This window comes from Pseudonocardia sp., from assembly GCF_025965585.1.
Classification (GTDB): domain Bacteria; phylum Actinomycetota; class Actinomycetes; order Mycobacteriales; family Pseudonocardiaceae; genus Pseudonocardia.
The window spans coordinates 1-18,662 of the sequence record NZ_JAOPWR010000325.1; the positions used below are offsets into that span (position 1 = coordinate 1).

20 protein-coding genes are annotated in these 18,662 nt (G+C 71.8%); 14 read left to right on the forward strand and 6 right to left on the reverse strand.

Features of this window, described 5'->3' with window-relative positions:
* Positions 1-59: 59 nt before the first annotated feature.
* The 3 genes from ppdK to JWR81_RS19735 are packed head-to-tail and all read left to right on the forward strand — an operon-like array spanning position 60 to position 3,321.
* Entirely contained in the window at positions 60-2,744 is a 2,685-nt protein-coding gene (ppdK, locus tag JWR81_RS19725; RefSeq protein WP_297654859.1) for a pyruvate, phosphate dikinase, read from the forward strand.
* Between the two features lie 25 nt (positions 2,745-2,769).
* Complete coding sequence (locus tag JWR81_RS19730; RefSeq protein WP_297654746.1) at positions 2,770-3,000, forward strand: hypothetical protein; 231 nt, start codon at positions 2,770-2,772, stop codon at positions 2,998-3,000.
* Positions 3,001-3,015: 15 nt separating this feature from the next.
* Positions 3,016-3,321: a hypothetical protein gene (locus tag JWR81_RS19735; protein WP_297654749.1), complete on the forward strand. Its 306-nt coding sequence runs from the start codon at positions 3,016-3,018 to the stop codon at positions 3,319-3,321.
* Here the strand turns inward: JWR81_RS19735 and JWR81_RS19740 are convergent.
* Both JWR81_RS19740 and JWR81_RS19745 read right to left on the reverse strand, forming a co-directional pair.
* Complete coding sequence (locus tag JWR81_RS19740; RefSeq protein ID WP_297654754.1) at positions 3,254-3,481, reverse strand: multicopper oxidase domain-containing protein; 228 nt, start codon at positions 3,479-3,481, stop codon at positions 3,254-3,256. The genes JWR81_RS19735 and JWR81_RS19740 overlap by 68 nt on opposite strands.
* Positions 3,482-3,623: 142 nt before the next feature.
* A complete protein-coding gene (locus JWR81_RS19745) occupies positions 3,624-4,097 on the reverse strand; it encodes a DUF6220 domain-containing protein (protein ID WP_297654757.1) in 474 nt (157 codons plus the stop codon).
* Positions 4,098-4,268: 171 nt separating this feature from the next.
* Here JWR81_RS19745 and JWR81_RS19750 point away from each other — a divergent pair, with 171 nt between their 5' ends.
* The 10 genes from JWR81_RS19750 to JWR81_RS19795 all read left to right on the forward strand — a co-directional run bounded on the left by JWR81_RS19750 (position 4,269) and on the right by JWR81_RS19795 (position 14,026).
* On the forward strand, positions 4,269-5,330 hold the full coding sequence (locus tag JWR81_RS19750) for an alpha/beta hydrolase (RefSeq protein ID WP_297654760.1): 1,062 nt from the start codon (positions 4,269-4,271) through the stop codon (positions 5,328-5,330).
* 29 nt (positions 5,331-5,359) lie between these two features.
* The gene (locus tag JWR81_RS19755) at positions 5,360-6,268 is read left to right on the forward strand and encodes a zinc-binding dehydrogenase (protein ID WP_297654762.1); all 909 of its coding nucleotides are present in this window, start codon (positions 5,360-5,362) and stop codon (positions 6,266-6,268) included.
* 239 nt (positions 6,269-6,507) lie between these two features.
* Positions 6,508-6,876 (forward strand): helix-turn-helix transcriptional regulator, encoded by a 369-nt coding sequence (locus JWR81_RS19760; protein ID WP_297654765.1) that lies wholly within the window; start codon positions 6,508-6,510, stop codon positions 6,874-6,876.
* Entirely contained in the window at positions 6,876-8,318 is a 1,443-nt protein-coding gene (locus JWR81_RS19765; protein WP_297654769.1) for a substrate-binding protein, read from the forward strand. Before JWR81_RS19760 ends, JWR81_RS19765 begins: the two co-directional genes overlap by 1 nt.
* Positions 8,319-8,412: 94 nt before the next feature.
* A complete protein-coding gene (locus JWR81_RS19770; protein WP_297654772.1) occupies positions 8,413-9,960 on the forward strand; it encodes an amidase in 1,548 nt (515 codons plus the stop codon).
* Positions 9,957-10,658 carry a nitrile hydratase subunit beta gene (gene nthB, locus JWR81_RS19775; protein ID WP_297654774.1) on the forward strand — a complete coding sequence of 234 codons (702 nt, stop codon included), beginning with the start codon at positions 9,957-9,959 and terminating at the stop codon, positions 10,656-10,658. Before JWR81_RS19770 ends, nthB begins: the two co-directional genes overlap by 4 nt.
* Complete coding sequence (gene nthA, locus JWR81_RS19780; RefSeq protein ID WP_297654777.1) at positions 10,658-11,269, forward strand: nitrile hydratase subunit alpha; 612 nt, start codon at positions 10,658-10,660, stop codon at positions 11,267-11,269. The genes nthB and nthA overlap by 1 nt, the downstream gene beginning before the upstream one ends.
* Complete coding sequence (locus JWR81_RS19785; RefSeq protein WP_297654781.1) at positions 11,269-11,676, forward strand: nitrile hydratase accessory protein; 408 nt, start codon at positions 11,269-11,271, stop codon at positions 11,674-11,676. Before nthA ends, JWR81_RS19785 begins: the two co-directional genes overlap by 1 nt.
* A gap of 86 nt (positions 11,677-11,762) precedes the next feature.
* The gene (locus JWR81_RS19790) at positions 11,763-12,800 is read left to right on the forward strand and encodes an alpha/beta fold hydrolase (RefSeq protein ID WP_297654785.1); all 1,038 of its coding nucleotides are present in this window, start codon (positions 11,763-11,765) and stop codon (positions 12,798-12,800) included.
* A gap of 29 nt (positions 12,801-12,829) precedes the next feature.
* On the forward strand, positions 12,830-14,026 hold the full coding sequence (locus JWR81_RS19795) for an amidase (RefSeq protein WP_297654788.1): 1,197 nt from the start codon (positions 12,830-12,832) through the stop codon (positions 14,024-14,026).
* Positions 14,027-14,079: 53 nt separating this feature from the next.
* Here the strand turns inward: JWR81_RS19795 and JWR81_RS19800 are convergent, their stop codons facing one another.
* Entirely contained in the window at positions 14,080-15,285 is a 1,206-nt protein-coding gene (locus JWR81_RS19800) for an NAD(P)/FAD-dependent oxidoreductase (RefSeq protein ID WP_297654790.1), read from the reverse strand.
* Between the two features lie 89 nt (positions 15,286-15,374).
* Here JWR81_RS19800 and JWR81_RS19805 point away from each other — a divergent pair, with 89 nt between their 5' ends.
* Entirely contained in the window at positions 15,375-15,818 is a 444-nt protein-coding gene (locus tag JWR81_RS19805; RefSeq protein WP_297654794.1) for a MarR family transcriptional regulator, read from the forward strand.
* Between the two features lie 114 nt (positions 15,819-15,932).
* Here the strand turns inward: JWR81_RS19805 and JWR81_RS19810 are convergent, their stop codons facing one another.
* The 3 genes from JWR81_RS19810 to JWR81_RS19820 are packed head-to-tail and all read right to left on the reverse strand — an operon-like array spanning position 15,933 to position 18,366.
* Positions 15,933-17,615 (reverse strand): urease subunit alpha, encoded by a 1,683-nt coding sequence (locus JWR81_RS19810; RefSeq protein ID WP_297654796.1) that lies wholly within the window; start codon positions 17,613-17,615, stop codon positions 15,933-15,935.
* A gap of 2 nt (positions 17,616-17,617) precedes the next feature.
* A complete protein-coding gene (gene ureB, locus JWR81_RS19815) occupies positions 17,618-18,067 on the reverse strand; it encodes an urease subunit beta (RefSeq protein ID WP_297654799.1) in 450 nt (149 codons plus the stop codon).
* Positions 18,064-18,366, reverse strand: a complete 303-nt coding sequence (locus JWR81_RS19820) for an urease subunit gamma (protein ID WP_297654802.1) — start codon at positions 18,364-18,366, stop codon at positions 18,064-18,066. Before JWR81_RS19820 ends, ureB begins: the two co-directional genes overlap by 4 nt.
* Between the last annotated feature and the right edge of the window lie 296 nt (positions 18,367-18,662).

Here is an 18,662-nt window from a genome sequence, read left to right on the forward strand (position 1 = left end):
TCGCCGGGAGCGCAGGCTCCCGTGGGCGCACCGACTCCCGCCAGCTCGTCTACGACTTCGTGGACGGCAGCCGCGAGCAGGTCGACCTGCTCGGCGGCAAGGGCGCCAACCTCGCCGAGATGACGAAGCTCGGGCTGCCGGTGCCGCCCGGGTTCACCGTCACCACCGAGGCCTGCCGCTTCTACCTGGAGCGCGGCGAGGAGCCGCAGTCGCTGCGCGTGCAGGTGACGATGGCGCTGCGCCGGCTCGAGGACCAGCTCGGCAGGCGCCTGGGCGACGTCCAGGACCCACTGCTGGTGTCGGTCCGGTCGGGCGCCAAGTTCTCGATGCCGGGGATGATGGAGACCGTCCTCAACGTCGGGCTCAACGACTACTCGGTGAAGGGGCTCGCCGAGGCCGCCGACAACGAGCGGTTCGCGTGGGACTCCTACCGGCGGCTGGTGCAGATGTTCGGACGCACCGTGCTGGGCATCCCCGGCGAGCTGTTCGAGGCCGAGCTCGACGCGGCGAAGAGGCGGGCGGGCGCGGCCGCCGACGTCGACCTGACGGCCGGTGACCTGCGCGAGCTCGTCGAGACGTTCAAGCACATCGCCGCCGACCACACCGGGCGCGACTTCCCGCAGGACCCGCGCGAGCAGCTGGACATGGCGATGCGGGCGGTCTTCGAGTCGTGGAACACCGACCGCGCGCGGCTCTACCGCCGCCGCGAGCGCATCCCGCAGGACCTGGGCACGGCGGTCAACGTGTGCGCGATGGTGTTCGGCAACCTCGGCGACACCTCCGGCACCGGCGTCTGCTTCACCCGCGACCCGGCCAGCGGCAAGCTCGGCGTCTACGGCGACTATCTCGTCAACGCCCAGGGCGAGGACGTCGTGGCCGGCATCCGCAACACCCTCACGCTGGAGGACTTCGCCCAGCTCGACCCCGCTTCGCACGCCGAGCTCACGAAGATCATGCGCAGGTTGGAGACCCACTACCGCGACCTCTGCGACATCGAGTTCACCGTGGAGCGCGGCAAGCTGTGGATGCTGCAGACCCGGGTGGGCAAGCGGACGCCCGCCGCCGCGTTCCGGATCGCCACCCAGCTCGTGGACGAGCACCTCATCACCGACGACGAGGCCCTGACCCGGGTCACCGGCCAGCAGCTCGCGCAGCTGATGTTCCCGCAGTTCGACGCGGACGCCCCGCGCGAGCTGCTCACGAAGGGCATGGCCGCCTCGCCCGGAGCGGCGGTCGGGAAGGTCGTCTTCGACTCCGACACGGCCGTCGCGTGGGCCGCGCGCGGCGAGGACGTCCTGCTCTGCCGCCGTGAGACCACGCCCGACGACCTGGCCGGCATGGTCGCCGCGGCCGGGGTGCTGACGAGCCGGGGCGGCAAGACCTCGCACGCCGCCGTCGTGGCGCGGGGCATGGGCCGCACCTGCGTGTGCGGGGCCGAGGAGCTGGACGTCGACGCCGAGGCCCGCGAGGTGCGGGTCGGCGGGCGGGTGATCGCCGAGGGCGAGGTGCTGTCGATCGACGGCTCCACCGGCGAGGTGTTCGCCGGGGCGATGCCCGTCGTCGACTCGCTCGTGGTGACCTACCTGGAGAAGGGCCTCGAGGTGGCCCTGGCGAGTGCGGAACCCGAAGCCGCGGAGCTGGTCAGGGCCGTCCACCGCCTGCTGACCCACGCCGACCGCACCCGGCGGCTGCGGGTGCGCTCCAACGCCGACACGGCCGAGGACGCGGCCCGCGCCCGGGAGATGGGCGCCGAGGGCATCGGGCTGTGCCGCACCGAGCACATGTTCCTCGGCGACCGACGGGTGCTCATCGAGCACCTGATCCTGGCCGAGACCGCCGGTGAGCGCGACGCCGCGCTGGACGCCCTGCTGCCGCTGCAGCGCGCCGACTTCGAGGACCTGCTGCGCGAGATGGACGGGCTGCCGGCCACGATCCGGCTGCTCGACCCGCCGCTGCACGAGTTCCTGCCCGACCGCACCGAGCTGGCCGTCCGGGTCGCCGTGGCCCGAGCCGGCGACGGCGCCGATCCCGCCGACGAGCGCCTGCTGGCGGCCGTGGAGCGGCTGCACGAGTCCAACCCGATGCTCGGGCTGCGCGGCGTCCGGCTGGGCCTCGTCGTGCCCGGCCTCTACGCCATGCAGGTGCGCGCGATCGTCGAGGCCGCCGCGGCGCGGGCACAGCAGGGCGGCACGCCGCAGGTGGAGATCATGGTGCCGCTGGTGGGCTCGGTGATGGAGCTGCACCTGATCCGCGACGAGATCGACGGGCTCATCGCCGAGATCCTCGCGAACGCCGGGGTGACGCTCGACGTCCCGGTCGGCACGATGATCGAGCTCCCGCGGGCCGCGCTCACCGCCCACCGCATCGCCGAGGTCGCGGAGTTCTTCTCCTTCGGCACGAACGACCTCACCCAGACCACCTGGGGGTTCTCCCGCGACGACGTGGAGGCCGCGATCTTCGCCGCCTACCTGGAGAAGGGCGTCTTCACGGTGTCGCCGTTCGAGTCGCTGGACCGCGACGGGGTGGGTGCGCTGGTCCGGACGGCCGCCGAGAACGGGCGGGCCGCCCGGCCCGGGCTCAAGCTCGGCATCTGCGGCGAGCACGGCGGGGACCCGGAGTCGGTGCACTTCTTCCACGACATCGGCCTGGACTACGTGTCGTGCTCGCCCTACCGCGTGCCGGTGGCCCGGCTGGAGGCCGGACGCGCCGCGCTCGCGTCGGAGAGCGGCGGCGACGGACTGTAGGCCGGTCGCTCCACAGTGGATTCCGGTGACGAACGTCATCGGTGGCATCGGGCTGCTCATGTTCCTCGTGCTGGAGGGCACCCGCGGCCCCGACTCGCACGGCCAGGACCCGAAGATGTCCGCGCGTAGGTGGGCGCATCCGCTGTTCGAACGACCGCAGCGCTCATCTCGCGCGTGGCGCAAACGTGACGGCCTGAACCGGTATCACCGCGCGCTGGAGATCGTGCTCATCGATAACGTCCCGTCCGGGACGTGACCGAGGAGGCGGGGGATGACGACCCGACTGATACCGGGCCCCGCGGCGAACCGCGGGAACGCCGAACCGTTCGAGGCGCACGAGCAGTCCCGGGTGCGCGCGGCGGCCCACCACGCCCGCCGCGTGTTCCCGGGCGTCGTCGGTGAGCTCGCCCATCGCGAGCTCACCGCCTACGCCGACTTCGGGTTCCGCTGGGCGAGCGACGCCCTGATCCCGCGGCTCGCCGCGGAGATACTGGCCACCCCGACCCCTGTCACCGCCGAGGACAGGGATCGCTCCGGCTCGTTCGCCGCCGCGCCCCCACGGCGTAGGGCTCGGTGACGCCCTCGTACATCAGGTGAGCCACCAGGCCCTGCGACGCGTGCGGCAGGTCGTGGCAGTGGTCCATCCGGATGCCGGGGTTGTCGGCCACGAACGCGATGTCGCCGCTGGTGTTGACGATGTGCATCCGCACGACGTCGCCCTTCCGGACGACGAACATCGGGGCGTCCGGGAACAGGTGGCCGTTGGCCCGACGGGAGCCGGAACGGCTGCTCGGCCGCGGTCAGCCTGATGTCCACATCGGGCGGCGACGACGATCGCGATCAGCGTGCGCCTGCGTCCCCTCCGCGTGTCATCGCCGGTCAGACCGCGGACGTCCGGTCGGACGACGGTTCCGCCGCCTCCCTCCGGTGGCGGCCGGTGTCCTTCAGCCGGGTGGCGGCGATGGCGGCCGCGAACAGAAGCAGGGCGTTGAGGCCGTGCAGCAGTCCGAGACCCGGCACGGCCGAGCTGACGATGCCGAGCGCCACCTGAACGATGATCAGCCCCACGATGACCCCGGCCCACATGACGCCGCGTGGCACCTTCGCGAAGAACGAGACGACCAGCAGGATCAGCGCGAGCGCCGGGATCACCATCTCCCCGTTGATGCCGTGGATCGCGAACCCGATCACGCCGTCGAAACCGGCGCCCTCGCTCTCCATGGTGGCCTTGTCCAGCACCCCGCCGTCCTGGATCCAGCGACCCAGCCCGAAGAGGGCATAGGCGATCGTCGCAGCCTGGACGGCAACGCCGACCGCGATCAGGTAGGCCAGTACGCGATACGTCGTTCTCATGTTCTCTCCCCTGTGACCCCGACCCGGTGTCCCCTCCAACGATGGGCCGGGGGCCGTCCAGATACAGAGCCGGCCGGAGCGCTGCGGCGGAGCTGCCCTCCCCGGGGGTGCCCCCACCACCCCCCGCCCAGCTCCTTGACCAGGCCCGCCGCGAGCGCCAGCATCCGCGCCATGGACCTGCTACCCGGTGTGCGCTCCGCGTTCGTCGAGACCGACCGCATCCGGATGCACGTCCTGGTGTCCGGGCCGGTCGACGGCCCGCCGGTGGTCCTGGTGCACGGCAACCTCTCCACGGGGCGGTTCTTCGAGCACCTGATGCCCTCGATCGACCCGCGCCACCGGGTGATCGCGCCGGACATGCGTTGCTTCGGCGACAGCGAGCCCGCGCCCCTGGACGCCACGCGGGGGCTCGCCGACTGGTCCGACGACGTCCACGCCCTGCTGCGCGCGCTGCGCGTCGACGCCCCGCCCCACCTGGTCGGCTGGTCGACGGGGGGCGCCGCGATCGCGCGGTACGCGATGGACCGGCCGGTGGCGTCTCTGACGTTCGTCGATCCCGTGTCGCCCTACGGCTACGGCGGCACCCGCCCCGACGGCACGCCGTGCTTCCCCGACTTCGCGGGTACCGGGGGCGGCGGCGTCAACCCCGAGGTCGTGACCCGGCTGGCCGAGGGCGACGCGACCTCGGAGAGCCCGTTCTCCCCGCGCAGCGTCATGAACGCCTTCTACATGGCGCCGACGCACCGGGAGCCGCCGGAACGGGAGGACCTGCTGGTCGCCGAGATCCTCAAGACCGTCACGGGCGACGCGAACTACCCCGGCGACAGCATCACGTCGGAGAACTGGCCGGGCTTCGCCCCCGGCACGAGCGGGATCCTCAACGCGCTCTCGCCGAAGTACTGCAACTGGTCGGGCATCGTCGACATCGACCCGAAGCCCCCGGTGCTCTGGACGCACGGCGAGCACGACCTCGTGGTGGCCGACGGCTCGATGCTGGAGATGGGCACGCTCGGCGCGGCCGGCGCGATCCCGGGCTGGCCGGGTGCCGAGGTGTACCCGCCACAGCCCATGGTGAGCCAGATCCGCGACGTGCTCGGGCGGTACGCGGCGGCCGGAGGCTCGGTACGCACCGAGACGTCCACCGGCTCCGGGCACGGCCCGATCCTCGACGCGGCCCAGAGATGGCTGGACGTGTTCACCGAGTTCCTCACCGCGGTCGGCCCGGAGGATTGACCCCACCCTCCGGTGGGTTCACCTCGCTCATGCGCGCAGTCATCAGGGCCGGCGACCAGCCGGGACGGATCGGCTTCGACGACGTCGACGAGCCGGTACCGGCGCCGGACGAAGCCGTGATCGCCGTCCGTGCGTTCTCGGTGAACCGCGGCGAGCTGTCGCTTCTGGAGATCAGGCCCGACGGCTGGCGGCCGGGCCAGGACGTCGCCGGGGAGATCGTCGTGGCCGCAGCGGACGGCTCCGGACCTCCGGTGGGAGCGCGGGTGGTGGCCCGCGCCGACCAGGCCGGCTGGGCCGAGCGCGTCGCGGTGCCCACCGACCGGATCGCCGTGCTGCCCGACGCGGTGTCGTTCGAGCAGGCGGCCACGCTCCCGATCGCGGGCCTCACCGCCCTGCGGTCCCTGCGCATGGGCGGCCCACTGCTGGGCAACCGCGTGATGGTGACGGGTGCGGGCGGCGGCGTAGGCCGGTTCGCCGTCGAGCTGGCGGTCGACGCCGGGGCCCGGGTCACCGCCGTAGGCCACCCCGCCGACGAGCTCCGCGCCCTCGGGGCCGCGGAGGTCGTCCCCGAGGTCGAGGCTGTCGAGGCGGGCCTCGCGCTGGTGGTCGACGCGGTCGGGGGCCCGGTGCTGACCGCGTCGGTGAAGCGGTGCCGTCCCGGCGGCACCGTCGTGCTGGTCGGAGCGGTCACCCAGGAGCCGGCCACGCTGAGACTGTGGGACTTCGGCGGGCACGGGGTGTCGATCACGTCGTTCTTCTCCGCCATGACCGGTGCCCGTGACGACGAGGACCTCGGCACGCTCGTGGGCCTGATCGCCGAGGGCCGGCTGCACCCGCACATCAGTCACCTCGCCGACTGGTCCGAGCTCGCGGAGACGCTCGATCTGCTGCGCAACCGCAAGCTCGGCGGCGGCAAGGCCGTCCTGACGATCAGCTAGTCCGATCGCGTGATCGACCGTCGGAGCCCGGGCTCCGGCGGCGATGAAGAGGTCCGGGCACGCGCGGTCCGATGACCGGGTGCTGCTCGTCCACTCCGCCGCCCCGGGCACGTCCGGCGACCAGGTGCTCGATCTGTCGCGCATCGTCGGACTACAGGAACTTCGTGCATCCGTTACGCTCTGGTGAACGTGTCGACGGCTGATGACTCGTCGACGCACTGTGGAGGGGGCGTTCGATCGTGGCTGCCGACCTGGCATTCGATGCGCTGGCGGATCCGGTCCGCCGCGAGATCCTCGCGGTGCTCGCTGCCCGCGAGGAGTGCAGCGCGGGTGAGCTGTCCGGGGCGATCCAGCGCGTCGGGCGCACCGCCGTGTCGAGCCACCTTCGCGTCCTGCGCACCGCGGGCCTCATCGCCGAACGCCGCACCGGCCGGTTCCGCTACTACTCGGTCGACCCCACCGGCCCCGCCCAGGACGTGATCCGCCTCCTGCAGGAGCTCTTCCAGGGCTCGCTGGAGGCCGCGAAGGTCGTCGCCGAGTCCGGAGCAGGGTCGACGGTAGGCGTGTCGCGCAACGTCGCCGACGCATCGGACATCAGAGCCATGTGATGGCCTCCCTGGCCCTGTCCGCCGAGCAACGGATCGACGCGTCGCCCGGCGCGGTGTTCGACCTGTTCGGGGCGGGGTCAGGTGCGGGCTGGGTCTTCGACGCCGCCTGCGACCGCGTCGCGGCGGGAGCGGCGGTCACGCTGCGCGCACCCCTCGGCGGCCCCACCGGCGAGCCGGTCGAGATGCTGGGGCGGATCACCCGCGCCCGGCCGCCCGGCCGCAACCCCGGCCGGATCGAGATCATGCTGGACGTGCCCTGGCGCGGCCGGCTGCGCGTGCTCTTCGACGCGGACGGTCTCGGCACCCGCGTGCGGATCGTCGCCGATCTCGACAACGAGGGGCTGCACTGGCTGATGCGCAGGCGCGGCTACCCGGTCCGCGACGACGCGCCCGACAGCAACCATCTCGTCGGCCTGCTCACCAGCAAGTCCGGTCCGGGCAGCGTCTTCGCCGCCGCCACCGGGAACCTCGCCGCGATGGCCGTCGAGGAGATCAACTCCGACGGTGGGATCCGCGGGCGGCCGGTGCGGCTGATGGTCGGCGACGACGCCACCGACCCCGTGATGGGCACCGTCGAGGCCCGGCGGCTCGTGCACAACGGCTGCCGCGTGATCATGGTCAGCACGACCTCGGCCACGTTCGCCCACGTGGCCGACGAGCTGCGCCCCGACGAGGTGCTGCTCGTGCACACCGTGATGAACGAGGGCGGCCTGGGAGGCGACCTGCTGGTCCAGCTGGGCGAGCGCCCCTACCAGCAGCTGCGGGCAGCGGCCGACCCGATGATGACGCTCGCGGGCGGACGACGCTGGTTCCTCGCCGGCAACGACTACGTGTGGCCGCAGTGCGTGCACGCAGCGGCGCGGCGGGTGGTCGCCGAGGAGCACGGCCAGGTCGTCGGCGAGGCCTTCGCCCCGCTCGGCACGCGCGACTTCACCCCGGTCATCGAGGCCGTCCTCACGTCCGGGGCCGACGTCGTGCTGTCGTCGTTCGTGGGCGCCGACCTGGTGGCCTTCGAGCGCCAGTGCCACGCGATGGGTGTGCGGGAACGGGCCCGCTCGCTGGCGCTCGCCCTCGACGAGCCCACCCGCGAGCGCATCGGGGACGCCGCGGGCGACGGGATGTGGGGCGTGTCGGGCTACTTCGAGCAGCTCCCCGACGAGGCCAACAAGGAGTTCCTGCACCGCTACCGCCAGGCGTTCGGGGCGTTCGCCCCGCCGGTGTCGAGCATCTCGGAGTCGGTCTACGAGTCGGTCCACCTGTACGCGGCGGCAGCCCGGCGTGCCGGCGAGGACGAGCCGCGCACCGTCGCCCGCGAGCTGCGCCGCAGCCGCTCGGACTTCCCCCGGGGCACGGTCACGGTGGCCGGGCCGGAAACGGTACGGCAGCAGCTGTTCCTCGCGGAGGCCACACCCGGTGGTTTCGCCGTGAGTCCGTCGCGTTAAACAACATCACCAACGCGTCAACGCGCCAACGCACATTGACGCGCTATCTGCGCAGTCAATAAGGTTCCTCCGCAACCGACCGCGAGGAGCCCCCATGCCCATTGACCCACCGGATTCCGCCGCGCTCGACGGCGTGGCCCAGCACTACGGTCTCGGCCTCGCAGCCGACGACATCGCCTCGTTCAGCCCGCTGGTGAACGGCCTGCTCGCCTCCTGGGACGCCGTCGAAGAGCTCTACAACGCGTCCGCACCCACGATGCCGGAGCGCGCCTGGGTCCGCCCGGAGCCCGCCGACAACCCCTACAACGCCTGGTACGTCACCACCGCGATCACCGGTTCCGGCGAGGGCCCGCTTGCCGGCATGTCCGTGGCGGTCAAGGACAACACCGCTGTCGCCGGCGTGCCGATGACCAACGGCGCGAAGACCGTCGAGGGCTACGTCCCGTTGCGGGACGCCACCATCATCACCCGCATGCTCGCCGCGGGCGCCACCATCGCCGGCAAGGCCGTCTGCGAGGACCTCTGCTTCTCCGGGGGCTCGCACACCGCCAGCACCGGCGCGGTCCGCAACCCCTGGGACGAGACGCGCTCCACCGGCGGGTCGTCCTCGGGCAGCGCGGCACTCGTCGCGTCCGGCATCGTCGACGCCGCCACCGGCGGTGACCAGGGCGGCTCGATCCGCATGCCGTCGTCCTACTCGGGCATCGTCGGCCACAAGCCCACGTGGGGCCTGGTGCCCTACACCGGCGCGTTCCCGATCGAGCAGTCGATCGACCACGTCGGACCCATGACGCGCACCGTCGCCGACGCCGCCAAGATCCTCAACGTGATCGCAGGCCCGGACGGGTTGGACCCGCGCCAGCAGCGTGACCTCGTGCCCGACGACTACGTGGCCGCGCTGTCGCGCGGCGCCGAGGGCCTGCGGGTGGGCGTCCTCACCGAGGGCTTCGGGCACCCGAACTCCGAGCAGGGCGTGGACGACGCCGTGCGCGCCGCCACCGAGACGCTGCGCGGCGCCGGCCTTGTCGTCGAGGACGTCTCGGTGCCGTGGCACCTGCACGGCGCCCGGATCTGGGACGTCATCGCCACCGAGGGCGCCGCCGCGCAGATGGTGGACGCCAACGGCTACGGCATGAACTGGAAGGGTCTCTACGACCCCGAGGTCATCGAGCACTACGGCAACCAGTGGCGCGCCGACGGCAGCCAGTTCTCCGAGACCGTCAAGCTCGTGCTCCTGGCCGGTCGTTACGCGATCAACACCTATCAGGGCAAGCACTACGCCATGGCCCAGAACCTCGCGATCGACCTCAAGGCCGCCTACGACGAGGCGCTCTCGCGCTACGACGTCCTGGTCATGCCGACCACGCCGATCCAGGCCTCGGTCATCCCGGCGCCGGACGCTCCCCGCGAGGAGATCATCGGCCGGGCGCTGGAGATGCTCGCCAACACCTCCGTCACCGACGTCACCGGCCACCCGGCCTGCTCGGTCCCCGCAGGCCTGGTGAACGGCCTGCCCACCGGGATGATGATCGTCGGCAAGCACTTCGACGACGCCACGGTGCTGCGCGTCGCGAACACGTTCGAACAGGCGGTCGGGGGCTTCCCGGCGCCTTCCGCTGCAACGGCTGGGAGCCAGGCATGAACGGCGTGCACGATCTCGGAGGCACCGACGGGCTCGGACCCGTACCCGTACCGGACTCCGAGCCGGTGTACCACGCGGAGTGGGAGAAGGCCGCGTTCGCGATGTTCTCCATGGCGTTCCGCGCCGGTTTCTTCGGCGTCGACGCCTTCCGCTACGGCATCGAGCAGATGCACCCGGCCGCGTACCTGCTCTCGCCGTACTACGACCACTGGGCCCACACCGTCGAGCACTACGGCGTGGCCAAGGGCGTGCTCGACGAGGCCGAGATCGACAAGCGCATGCAGTACTTCCTCGAGAACCCCGACGCCCCGATGCCCCAGCGGGAGGACCCCGACCTGCTCGCGTTCGTCGAGGGTGTCGTCAAGTCGGGCGCGCCCGCGAGCCGGCCGTCGGACAAGGTCGCGCAGTTCGCCGTCGGCGACACCGTGACCGTGCTCGCCGACAGCCCGTTCGGCCACACCCGTAAGGCCCGTTACGTCCGCGGCAAGACCGGCGTGATCACCGCCGCCCACGGCACGATGATCTACCCGGACAGCGCCGGCAACGGCGGTGACGACGCGCCCGAGCACGTCTACACCGTGAAGTTCACCAACGAGGAGCTCTGGGGCGCGGAATCCGCCGAGCCCAACGGCGTCGTCTACTTCGACGTCTGGGAGCCCTACATCGTCCCCGCCACCGCTTCGGAGAAGGCAGCCTGATGAGCACGACGATTCGCACCCAGGAAGAGATCGCGGCCCGCGTCAAGGCGCTCGAGGCCATCATGATCGAGAAGGGGATCATGACGACCGGCGCGGTCGACCGCCTCGCCGAGATCTACGAGAACGAGGTCGGCCCCCAGCTCGGGGCGGCGGTCGTCGCGAAGGCGTGGACCGACCCGGAGTTCAAGGCCCGGCTGGTCGAGGACGCCACGAAGGCCTGCGCAGAGCTGGGCATCGGCGGTCTGCAGGGCGAGGACATGGTCGTCGTCGAGAACAGCCCGACCGTGCACAACGTCATCACCTGCACCCTGTGCTCCTGCTACCCGTGGCCGGTGCTCGGGCTCCCCCCGAACTGGTACAAGGGCCCGGAGTACCGCTCGCGCATCGTGCGCGAGCCGCGCAAGGTGCTGCGCGAGGACTTCGGCTTCGACGTGCCCGACTCCGTCGAGGTGCGGGTGTGGGACTCCTCGTCGGAGATGCGCTACTGGGTCCTCCCGGAGCGCCCGGCCGGCACCGAGGGCCTCGACGAGAAGGCGCTCGCCGCGCTCGTCACCCGCGACTCGATGATCGGCGTCGGCCCGGTCGCGTCGACTCCTCCCGGGCAGGCCTGATGGCCTTCCGTCAGGACACCACCGAGCTCGGCGACGCCCGTCGCCGCGTCGAGGAGCTGGTCTGCCAGCTCCCCGGCGGGGATCGCGCGTTCAACGAACCGTGGGAGCTGCGGGCGTTCGCGATGGCCGTGGCGGCCTACCACTCCGGTCAGTACGAGTGGAGCGAGTTCCAGCTCTCGCTGATCGACTCCATCAAGAAGTGGGAGGAAGCAGGCGTCAGCGAGAACCCGGCGCCGTGGTCGTACTACGAGCACTGGCTGGAGGCCCTGGAGACGGTGCTGGCCGGCAACGGCGCGCTGTCCGACGCCGCGCTCGACGAGCGTACGAAGGCCGTCCTGTCCACCCCGAAGAACGCCAACCACCACGAGGCCCACCGCGAACCGGTCGCGGTGGACCCGGCCAGGTAGCGCTCGGCGCCCGTGCGCGGTAATCGTTGCTCCAGCAACGGCTACCGCGCACGCACGTGTCCGGCCCCCAACGACGAGGGAGAACGGTGTCCGGCTACTACTCAGACGACGTCCACGGCAAGCACGAGTACTTCGAGCTCGGTGGCTTCCCGCTCACAACCGGCTACACGCTCCCCAATGCCCGCCTGGCCTACAAGACGCTGGGCACGCTCAACGCGGCCAAGGACAACGCGGTGCTGTTCCCGCACATGTTCAGCGGCACGTCGGCGTCGATGGAGACGTTCGTTGGCGAGGGCCGCCCGCTCGACCCCGCGAAGTACTTCGTGATCTTCCCCGGGCAGTTCGGCGGCGGGTTCTCCTCGAGCCCGTCCAACACGCCCCCGCCGTTCGACCGCGGCCAGTTCCCGCCCGTCGCCATCGCCGACGACGTGGTGGCCCAGCACCGGCTCGTCACCGAGCACTTCGGCATCTCCACGCTGCACGCCGTGCTCGGCTGGTCGATGGGTGCGCAGCAGACCTACGAGTGGGCCGTCCGCTACCCGGACCTGGTGCCGCGCGCCGCGGTGTTCGCGGGCACCGCACGCACGCCCGTGCACAACCAGATCTTCATCGACACCCACACCGAACTGCTCATCTCCGACCCGGAGTTCAAGGGCGGTTTCTACGACGACTCGGCGCAGGTCCACGTCGGGCTGCGCCGGCTCGCCGTCTCGTTCTCGCTGATGGGCCTGTCGTCGTCGTTCTACCGCGACGAGCTGTGGCGCAGCCTGGGCTTCGTCTCCTCCGACGACTTCCGGCAAGGCTTCATCCGCGGCTACTTCGCGCCGATGGACCCCAACAACCTGCTGTGCCAGAACCGGAAGTGGAAGGCGGGTGACGTCGGCGCGCACGCGGGCGGTGACCTCGCGGACGCCCTCGGGAAGATCACCGCGAAGTTCTTCGTCAGCGCGTTCTCCGAGGACCTGTTCTTCCCGCCCGAGGACTGCAAGGCCGACTGCGACATGGTCCCGACCGGGCAGTACCGCCCGATCGAGACCCCGATGGGCCACTTCGGCATGTTCTGCCTGCGCCCGGAGGACCAGGAGGCCATCGACGCGGTGATCGCGGAGACACTGGCCGCCTGAACCGGGCCGCGCGGGCGATCATCGGCGGTGTGAGCCAGTCACTCAACGCCGTCGTCACCGTCCTCGACCCGGGCACGCCCGGCTCCGGCCCATTGGCCGGGCTGCGGTTCGGGATCAAGGACAACATCGGGATCGCCGGGGTGGCATCGACGTGCGCCTCGGCGTTCTTCGCCGACCGGATCGCGGCCGCGGACGCCGAGGTCGTCAGCCGGCTGCGGGACGCGGGCGCCTCCCTGGTGGCGACGCTGAACATGGCCGAGTTCGCGATGGGCGTGACGTCGCAGAACTCGGTGCACGGTGGCGTCCGCAACCCGTGGGACCTCGACCGGATCCCCGGCGGGTCGAGCGGCGGCTCCGGAGCGGCGGTCGCGGCCGGGCTCGTGGACGTCGCGCTTGGCACCGACACCGGCGGCTCGGTGCGGATCCCCGCCTCCATGAACGGCGTCACCGGCCTGCGTCCGACGGTCGGGTCGGTGAGCGACGACGGGGTGTTACCCGTCTGCCTCGAGGCCGACGTGGTGGGCCCGCTGGCCCGCTCCGTCGGCCTCGTCGCGCGGACGCACGCGGTGCTGACCGGACGGCCGGTGGCCGGCGTCGCGCCGCCCAGCACGGTCGGTGTGGTCACGGTGCCGCTCGCCGTGGACGACGGGGTGGCCGTCCGCGTCGACGCCGCGGTGCGGGACCTGGAGTCGGCCGGGGCCCGGCTCGTGCCGGTGACCGTGCCCGGGTTCGCCGAGGTGCGGGAGTCGCTCTACACCGTGGTCTACGCCGACGTCGCGGCCCAGCACCGCGAGCGGATCCTCGGCGAGCCGGAGCGTTTCCAGCCCGACACGCTCACGCGCTTCCGGCTCGGGCTGGACACCACCCCGGCTCAGCGGGCCGCGGCGATGGCGGAGATCGAGGAGTTCCGCCGCGGCCTCGACGCGCTGTTCGCCGACGTGGACGTGCTGCTGACGCCGACGGTCGCCGTCGACGTGCCCCTCATCGGAGGTGATCCCGACGTGCTCGCCGTGACCCGCCGCGTCGGCGAGCTCACCGCGCCGTGGTCGGCGCACCTCGGCCCGACGCTCGCGCTCCCCGTGGGGCCGCACCCGGGGTCCGGGATGCCCGTGGGCGTGCAGCTCACCGGGCCGGCCGGGAGCGAGGACCTGCTGTTCGCGGCCGGTGCCACCTTCCAGCGCCGGACGTCCTGGCACGAGCTGCGTCCGCCCCTGCACGCGGCGTGACTCGTTCACATTCGACGACTTCGAGAAGGGCGTGCACGACTTCGGCGAGAGGGTCATGCCGCTGGTCGGCTGACGGCCGGGGTCTCCCACTCCACGTGGTGGGCGTGGATCCAGTCCGTGTTCTGCTTCTGCGCCATCCGCAGGCCCAACGGGAGCAGCGCGTCGCGGAGGATCCGCCCCACCGGCCCCGCGGCCTTGCTGTTGCTCGACCTGGCCCCGTGCTTGACGATCCTCTCCACCCGTTCCCGGCGCAGCTGCTCGAACAGCCGGAACGCGGTCGGGACGTCCGGAGCGTCGCGCAGGAAGCGGGCGATCAGCACGGCGTCCTCGAGTGCCATCGCCGCCCCCTGGCCGGCGGCCGGGGACGTCGCGTGGGCGGCGTCGCCGATCACGATCATGGTGCCGCGGTGCCAGGTGGGCACCGTCGGCATGTCGTAGGTGGCCCACCCGGCCAGCGGCCCGGGCGCCGCGCGGACGATCTCCGCGAACGGGCCGCGGTCGGACGCGGTGAGCGCGAGCAGCCAGGTGCGCCAGTCCTCGTCGGTCATCGCGGCGAGCTCCGCGGCCGTCGGCTCGTCGGCGCGCGGCGGGTTGGCGAACCAGCCGAGGCCGCCGTCCGGGGTGACGACGTAGGCCCAGAAGCACCGTTTCCCGAACACCATCTGGAACTCACCGACCGGCGCGTCCGGGACGGTCATCCCGGGGATGAAGCCGCCGATGTTCAGCACCGGGACGTACCGCACGGGCGGCGCCGCCGGGTCGATCACCTGGCGCACGCAGGAGCGGATGCCGTCACAACCGACGAGCAGGTCACCCTCGGCCGTGCTGCCGTCCGCGAAGCGCGCGGTCACCCGCGTGCCCGTGGGCGTGGCGTCGACGAAACGCCTGCCGTACGCGATCGACGCCCCGCGGGCCACGGCCTCGTCCCGCAGCGCCGCGTAGAGGCCGGCGCGGGGCATCATCTGCGTCGGCGTGCCGTCGGCGAGCGGCGCGCCGTTGGACATCCGGCCCAGCACCCTGCCCGAACCGGACAGGAAACGCATCGACGGCTGCGGGAATCCCACCCCTCGGACGACGTGCTGCGCGTCGACGGCGGCCAGTGCGTCGATGCCGTTGGCCTGCAACGTCAGCCACGAGCCCAGCTCGTCGGCCCCGGTGGGGTGGCCCTCGAACACCTTCGCGTGGATGCCGGCCTTCTGCAGGGCCATCGCCGCGACCGGCCCCGCGATCCCCGCCCCGATCACCAGTGCTGTGGTCATGCCGCCTCCTCGGTAAGCTCACTCGGACGAGCAAGTATCTCGTCTGTACGAGTCTCTTGGGTATACGAGAGACTGTCAAGGAGGTTCCGGTGACCGACGCGGACGGCCTGCGTGCCGAGATCGGCACGCAGGTGCTGCGCTTCATCGCGGGCGTGGTGCTGCACAACACCGCCGTGGCGCAGCGGGTGGGGCTGGGCGCGAGCGACTCGCAGTTCGTGGGCCTGCTGAACATGAACGGCCCACTCACCCCCGGCCGGCTCGCGGAGCTGACGGGGCTGACCACCGGCACCGTCACGGGCGTGATCGACCGGCTGGAGAAGGGCGGCTTCGTGCGCCGCGAGCGTGACGCCGGCGACCGCCGCAAGGTGCTCGTCACGCCCGCTCCGGAGGGGATGGCGCGACTGACCGAGGAGTACCGCGCGCACGGCGAGCACATGGAGCGGGTCCTGGCGACGAGGAGCGCCGATCAGCTGAAGGTGATCGCCGACTTCCTGGCCGACATGAACGCCTCCCCCGGCGAACCTCCCCGCTGAACGCCCGCCGGACGAGGGTCCGGTCTCGTGGTCACCGCCCACCGGGTGGGGCCGCACCCGGATCGCTGCGCGAGCGAATCACTGCACGAGGGTGCCGCTCGTCGAGGTCTCGGACTAGAGGAAGTAGCGGTTCGTCATCGGGAGGACCTCGGCAGGCGGCAGGTCCACCGGCCTGCCGTCGATCTCGACCTCCAGGGAGTCCGGTGAGACCCGGACCTGCGGCGACGCCCCGTTGAGCACCAGGTCGGCCTTCGTGAGGTGGCGCGAGTTCTGCACCGCCGAGAGCCGCCTGCGGATCTTGAGACGTCCGGCCAGCCCGGAGTCGATGGCCGCCTGCCCCACGAACGCGACGCCCAGCGAGGCGGGGGCGAGGCCGTAGGAGCCGAACATCGGACGGTAGATCTGCGGCTGGCCCAGGCGCGTGGAGTCGTTGCCGCCCCCGACCGGCCCCCACACCACGAACCCGTTCTTGAGCACCAGCTGCGGCTTGACGCCGAAGAACTCCGGGCGCCACAGCACGATGTCGGCGAGCAGGCCCGAGCGCAGCGAGCCGATCTCGTGGGCCATGCCCTGCGTGATCGCCGGGTTGACCGTGAGCTTCGCCAGGTACCGCAGGATGCGCGCGTTGTCGTTCGGGCCCTCGGCGCCGAACGCCTCCTTCATCCGGTGCGCGAGCTGCCACGTCCGGATCGAGACCTCGCCGATGCGGCCCATGCCCTGCGAGTCCGACGACATCATCGCGATCGCGCCGCGGTCGTGCAGCACGCTCTCACCGGCCACCGTGCCGCCACGGCCGCGCCAGTTCAGTGAGGCCCTGTCCTCCTCCAGGGAGGCGTGCATGCGGTGCACGGCCATCTTCATCTCGGGATACTCGGCGTAGGTGTTCACCGAGTACGGGATGGTCGGCGTGGTGGACGAACCCAGCACGTGCGGCACCCCGGCCAGCTCCAACACGTTCGGGTGCCCGCCCCCGAGCCCCTCGATGTGGTACGCGTGGATCGTCCGGCCGTCGATCGCGGCGAGGGTGTCCTCGAGCTCGCCACCCTCCTGGTTGGAGTCGGTGTGGATGCAGACCGGCACGTCGTACTCGTCGGCGATGGTGAGCGCGTTGTCGATCACCGAGGTGAAGCTGGCGGAGTCCTCGTGGATCTTCAGCCCGGCCGCGCCCATCTCCATGTTGCGCTCGAGCGGGTCGGGGTCCGACGAGCTGCCGCGCCCGAGCAGGGCCACGTTCATCGGGTAGCCCTCCCACGCCTCCATGAGGCGGTGGAAGTGGTACTCGGGGTTGACGCCCAGGTCGGACACGTGGCCGTAGCCCATTCCGACGACGGTGGTGGTGCCCGCCGAGAGCGCGGCGGGGATCAGGCTGGTGGTGGCCAGGTGCACGTGGGGGTCGATGATCCCGGCGGTGGCGATCATGCCCTCGCCCATGATCCAGCCGGTGTTGGCGCCCGCCACGAGGTCCACGCCGTCGGTGACGTCCGGGTTGCCGGCTCGGCCGAGGCCGACGATGCGACCCTCCTTGATCCCGATGTTGGTCTTGACGATGCCGACGAGCGGGTCGACCACCACCACGTTCGCGATGATCAGGTCCATCGTGGAGTCCTGGTCGCGGTGGCTGGACATGCCCATGCTGTCGCGGATGGTCTTGCCGAAGCCCCACAGCGGCTCGTCGCCGTAGGAGGTGTGGTCGGCCTCCACCTCGGCGACGAGGTTGGTGTCGGCGAGCTGGATGCGGTCACCGACCGTGGGGCCGTAGAGGGTGTTGTAGGTGGGGCGCTCGATCGGACGCGGCACGCTCAGACTCCTGAATCCCGGAAGCCGGCCGCGCGCAGCCGGGCCAGCGCAGCGGCGCGGTGCTCCTCGAAGCGCCCGTCGGACAGCGTCGCGTTGGTCAGGCCGTTGAATCCGTACACGGCCCGCTCCCCCGCGTACGACACCAGCGCGACGTCTCCCGACGCGCCCGGGCCGAACCTCACCGACTCCCCCGCGGGCAGGTCGAGGCGCATCCCGAACGCCGCGGAGCGGTCGAACTCCAGGTGCCGGTTGGCCTCGAAGAAGTGGAAGTGCGAGGTGACCACCACCGGCCACGCCGAGTGGTTGTGCACGTGGACGACGGCGGTCGTGCGCTCGCCGAGCTCCGGGACGATCGGCTCGGGAGCGGGCAGCACGCGCCCCGGCCAGCCGTCCGCCGGCGTGATCCTGACCTGGCCACGCGGTGTCGATGACTCGCTCGCAGGCTCGCTCATCGGATCGGGTTCCGCACCGCGACGAGCTTGGTGCCGTCGGCGAACATCACCTCGAGGTGCAGCAGCGGGATCATCTCCGCAACCCCGTCCATGACGTCCTCGCGGGTCAGGACGCTCTGCCCGAGCTCGATGACGGCCTCGTAGGACAGCCCGTCGCGGGCGCCCTCGTGCATCTCGTCGCAGATCAGGCCGACGGCCTCGGGATGGCCCAGCCGGTGCCCCCGGGCCCGCCGCTTCCGGGCCAGCTCGGCGATCGTGAAGATCGTCAACCGCTCCTGGTCACGGGGTGAGAGTCTCACCCGGCGAAGCCTATTGCCGGGTCCGCCTTCAGGCTCACGCCGGACAGGCCGCGGCGTGTCGCCCCCCTCGTCACCGGTGACGAGGGGGCCGAGAGCGGGAGGGTGTGACGCGACGGCGGCCGCGGCCGGCTCGGCCGGCACGCCGTCGATGACCCCGACGACCTTGCTCAGGCCCTCCTTGCCGGGTCGGCCCATGATCGGGGTGAACGTGTCGTAGGAGGCGCTGGCTGCCTGACCACGGGGTCCGGGACGAGGCGGTCGGCTCGGTCCGCCGCACGGTGCAGAGCCGGCCGTGC

Coding starts and splice junctions, on each gene's coding strand:
- JWR81_RS19735 (WP_297654749.1), top strand. CDS start 3,016: ATGACGACCCGACTGATACCGGGCCCCGCGGCGAACCGCGGGAACGCC.
- JWR81_RS19740 (WP_297654754.1), bottom strand. CDS start 3,481: ATGTTCGTCGTCCGGAAGGGCGACGTCGTGCGGATGCACATCGTCAAC.
- JWR81_RS19745 (WP_297654757.1), bottom strand. CDS start 4,097: ATGAGAACGACGTATCGCGTACTGGCCTACCTGATCGCGGTCGGCGTT.
- JWR81_RS19750 (WP_297654760.1), top strand. CDS start 4,269: ATGGACCTGCTACCCGGTGTGCGCTCCGCGTTCGTCGAGACCGACCGC.
- JWR81_RS19755 (WP_297654762.1), top strand. CDS start 5,360: ATGCGCGCAGTCATCAGGGCCGGCGACCAGCCGGGACGGATCGGCTTC.
- JWR81_RS19765 (WP_297654769.1), top strand. CDS start 6,876: ATGGCCTCCCTGGCCCTGTCCGCCGAGCAACGGATCGACGCGTCGCCC.
- JWR81_RS19770 (WP_297654772.1), top strand. CDS start 8,413: ATGCCCATTGACCCACCGGATTCCGCCGCGCTCGACGGCGTGGCCCAG.
- nthB (WP_297654774.1), top strand. CDS start 9,957: ATGAACGGCGTGCACGATCTCGGAGGCACCGACGGGCTCGGACCCGTA.
- nthA (WP_297654777.1), top strand. CDS start 10,658: ATGAGCACGACGATTCGCACCCAGGAAGAGATCGCGGCCCGCGTCAAG.
- JWR81_RS19785 (WP_297654781.1), top strand. CDS start 11,269: ATGGCCTTCCGTCAGGACACCACCGAGCTCGGCGACGCCCGTCGCCGC.
- JWR81_RS19800 (WP_297654790.1), bottom strand. CDS start 15,285: ATGACCACAGCACTGGTGATCGGGGCGGGGATCGCGGGGCCGGTCGCG.
- ureB (WP_297654799.1), bottom strand. CDS start 18,067: ATGAGCGAGCCTGCGAGCGAGTCATCGACACCGCGTGGCCAGGTCAGG.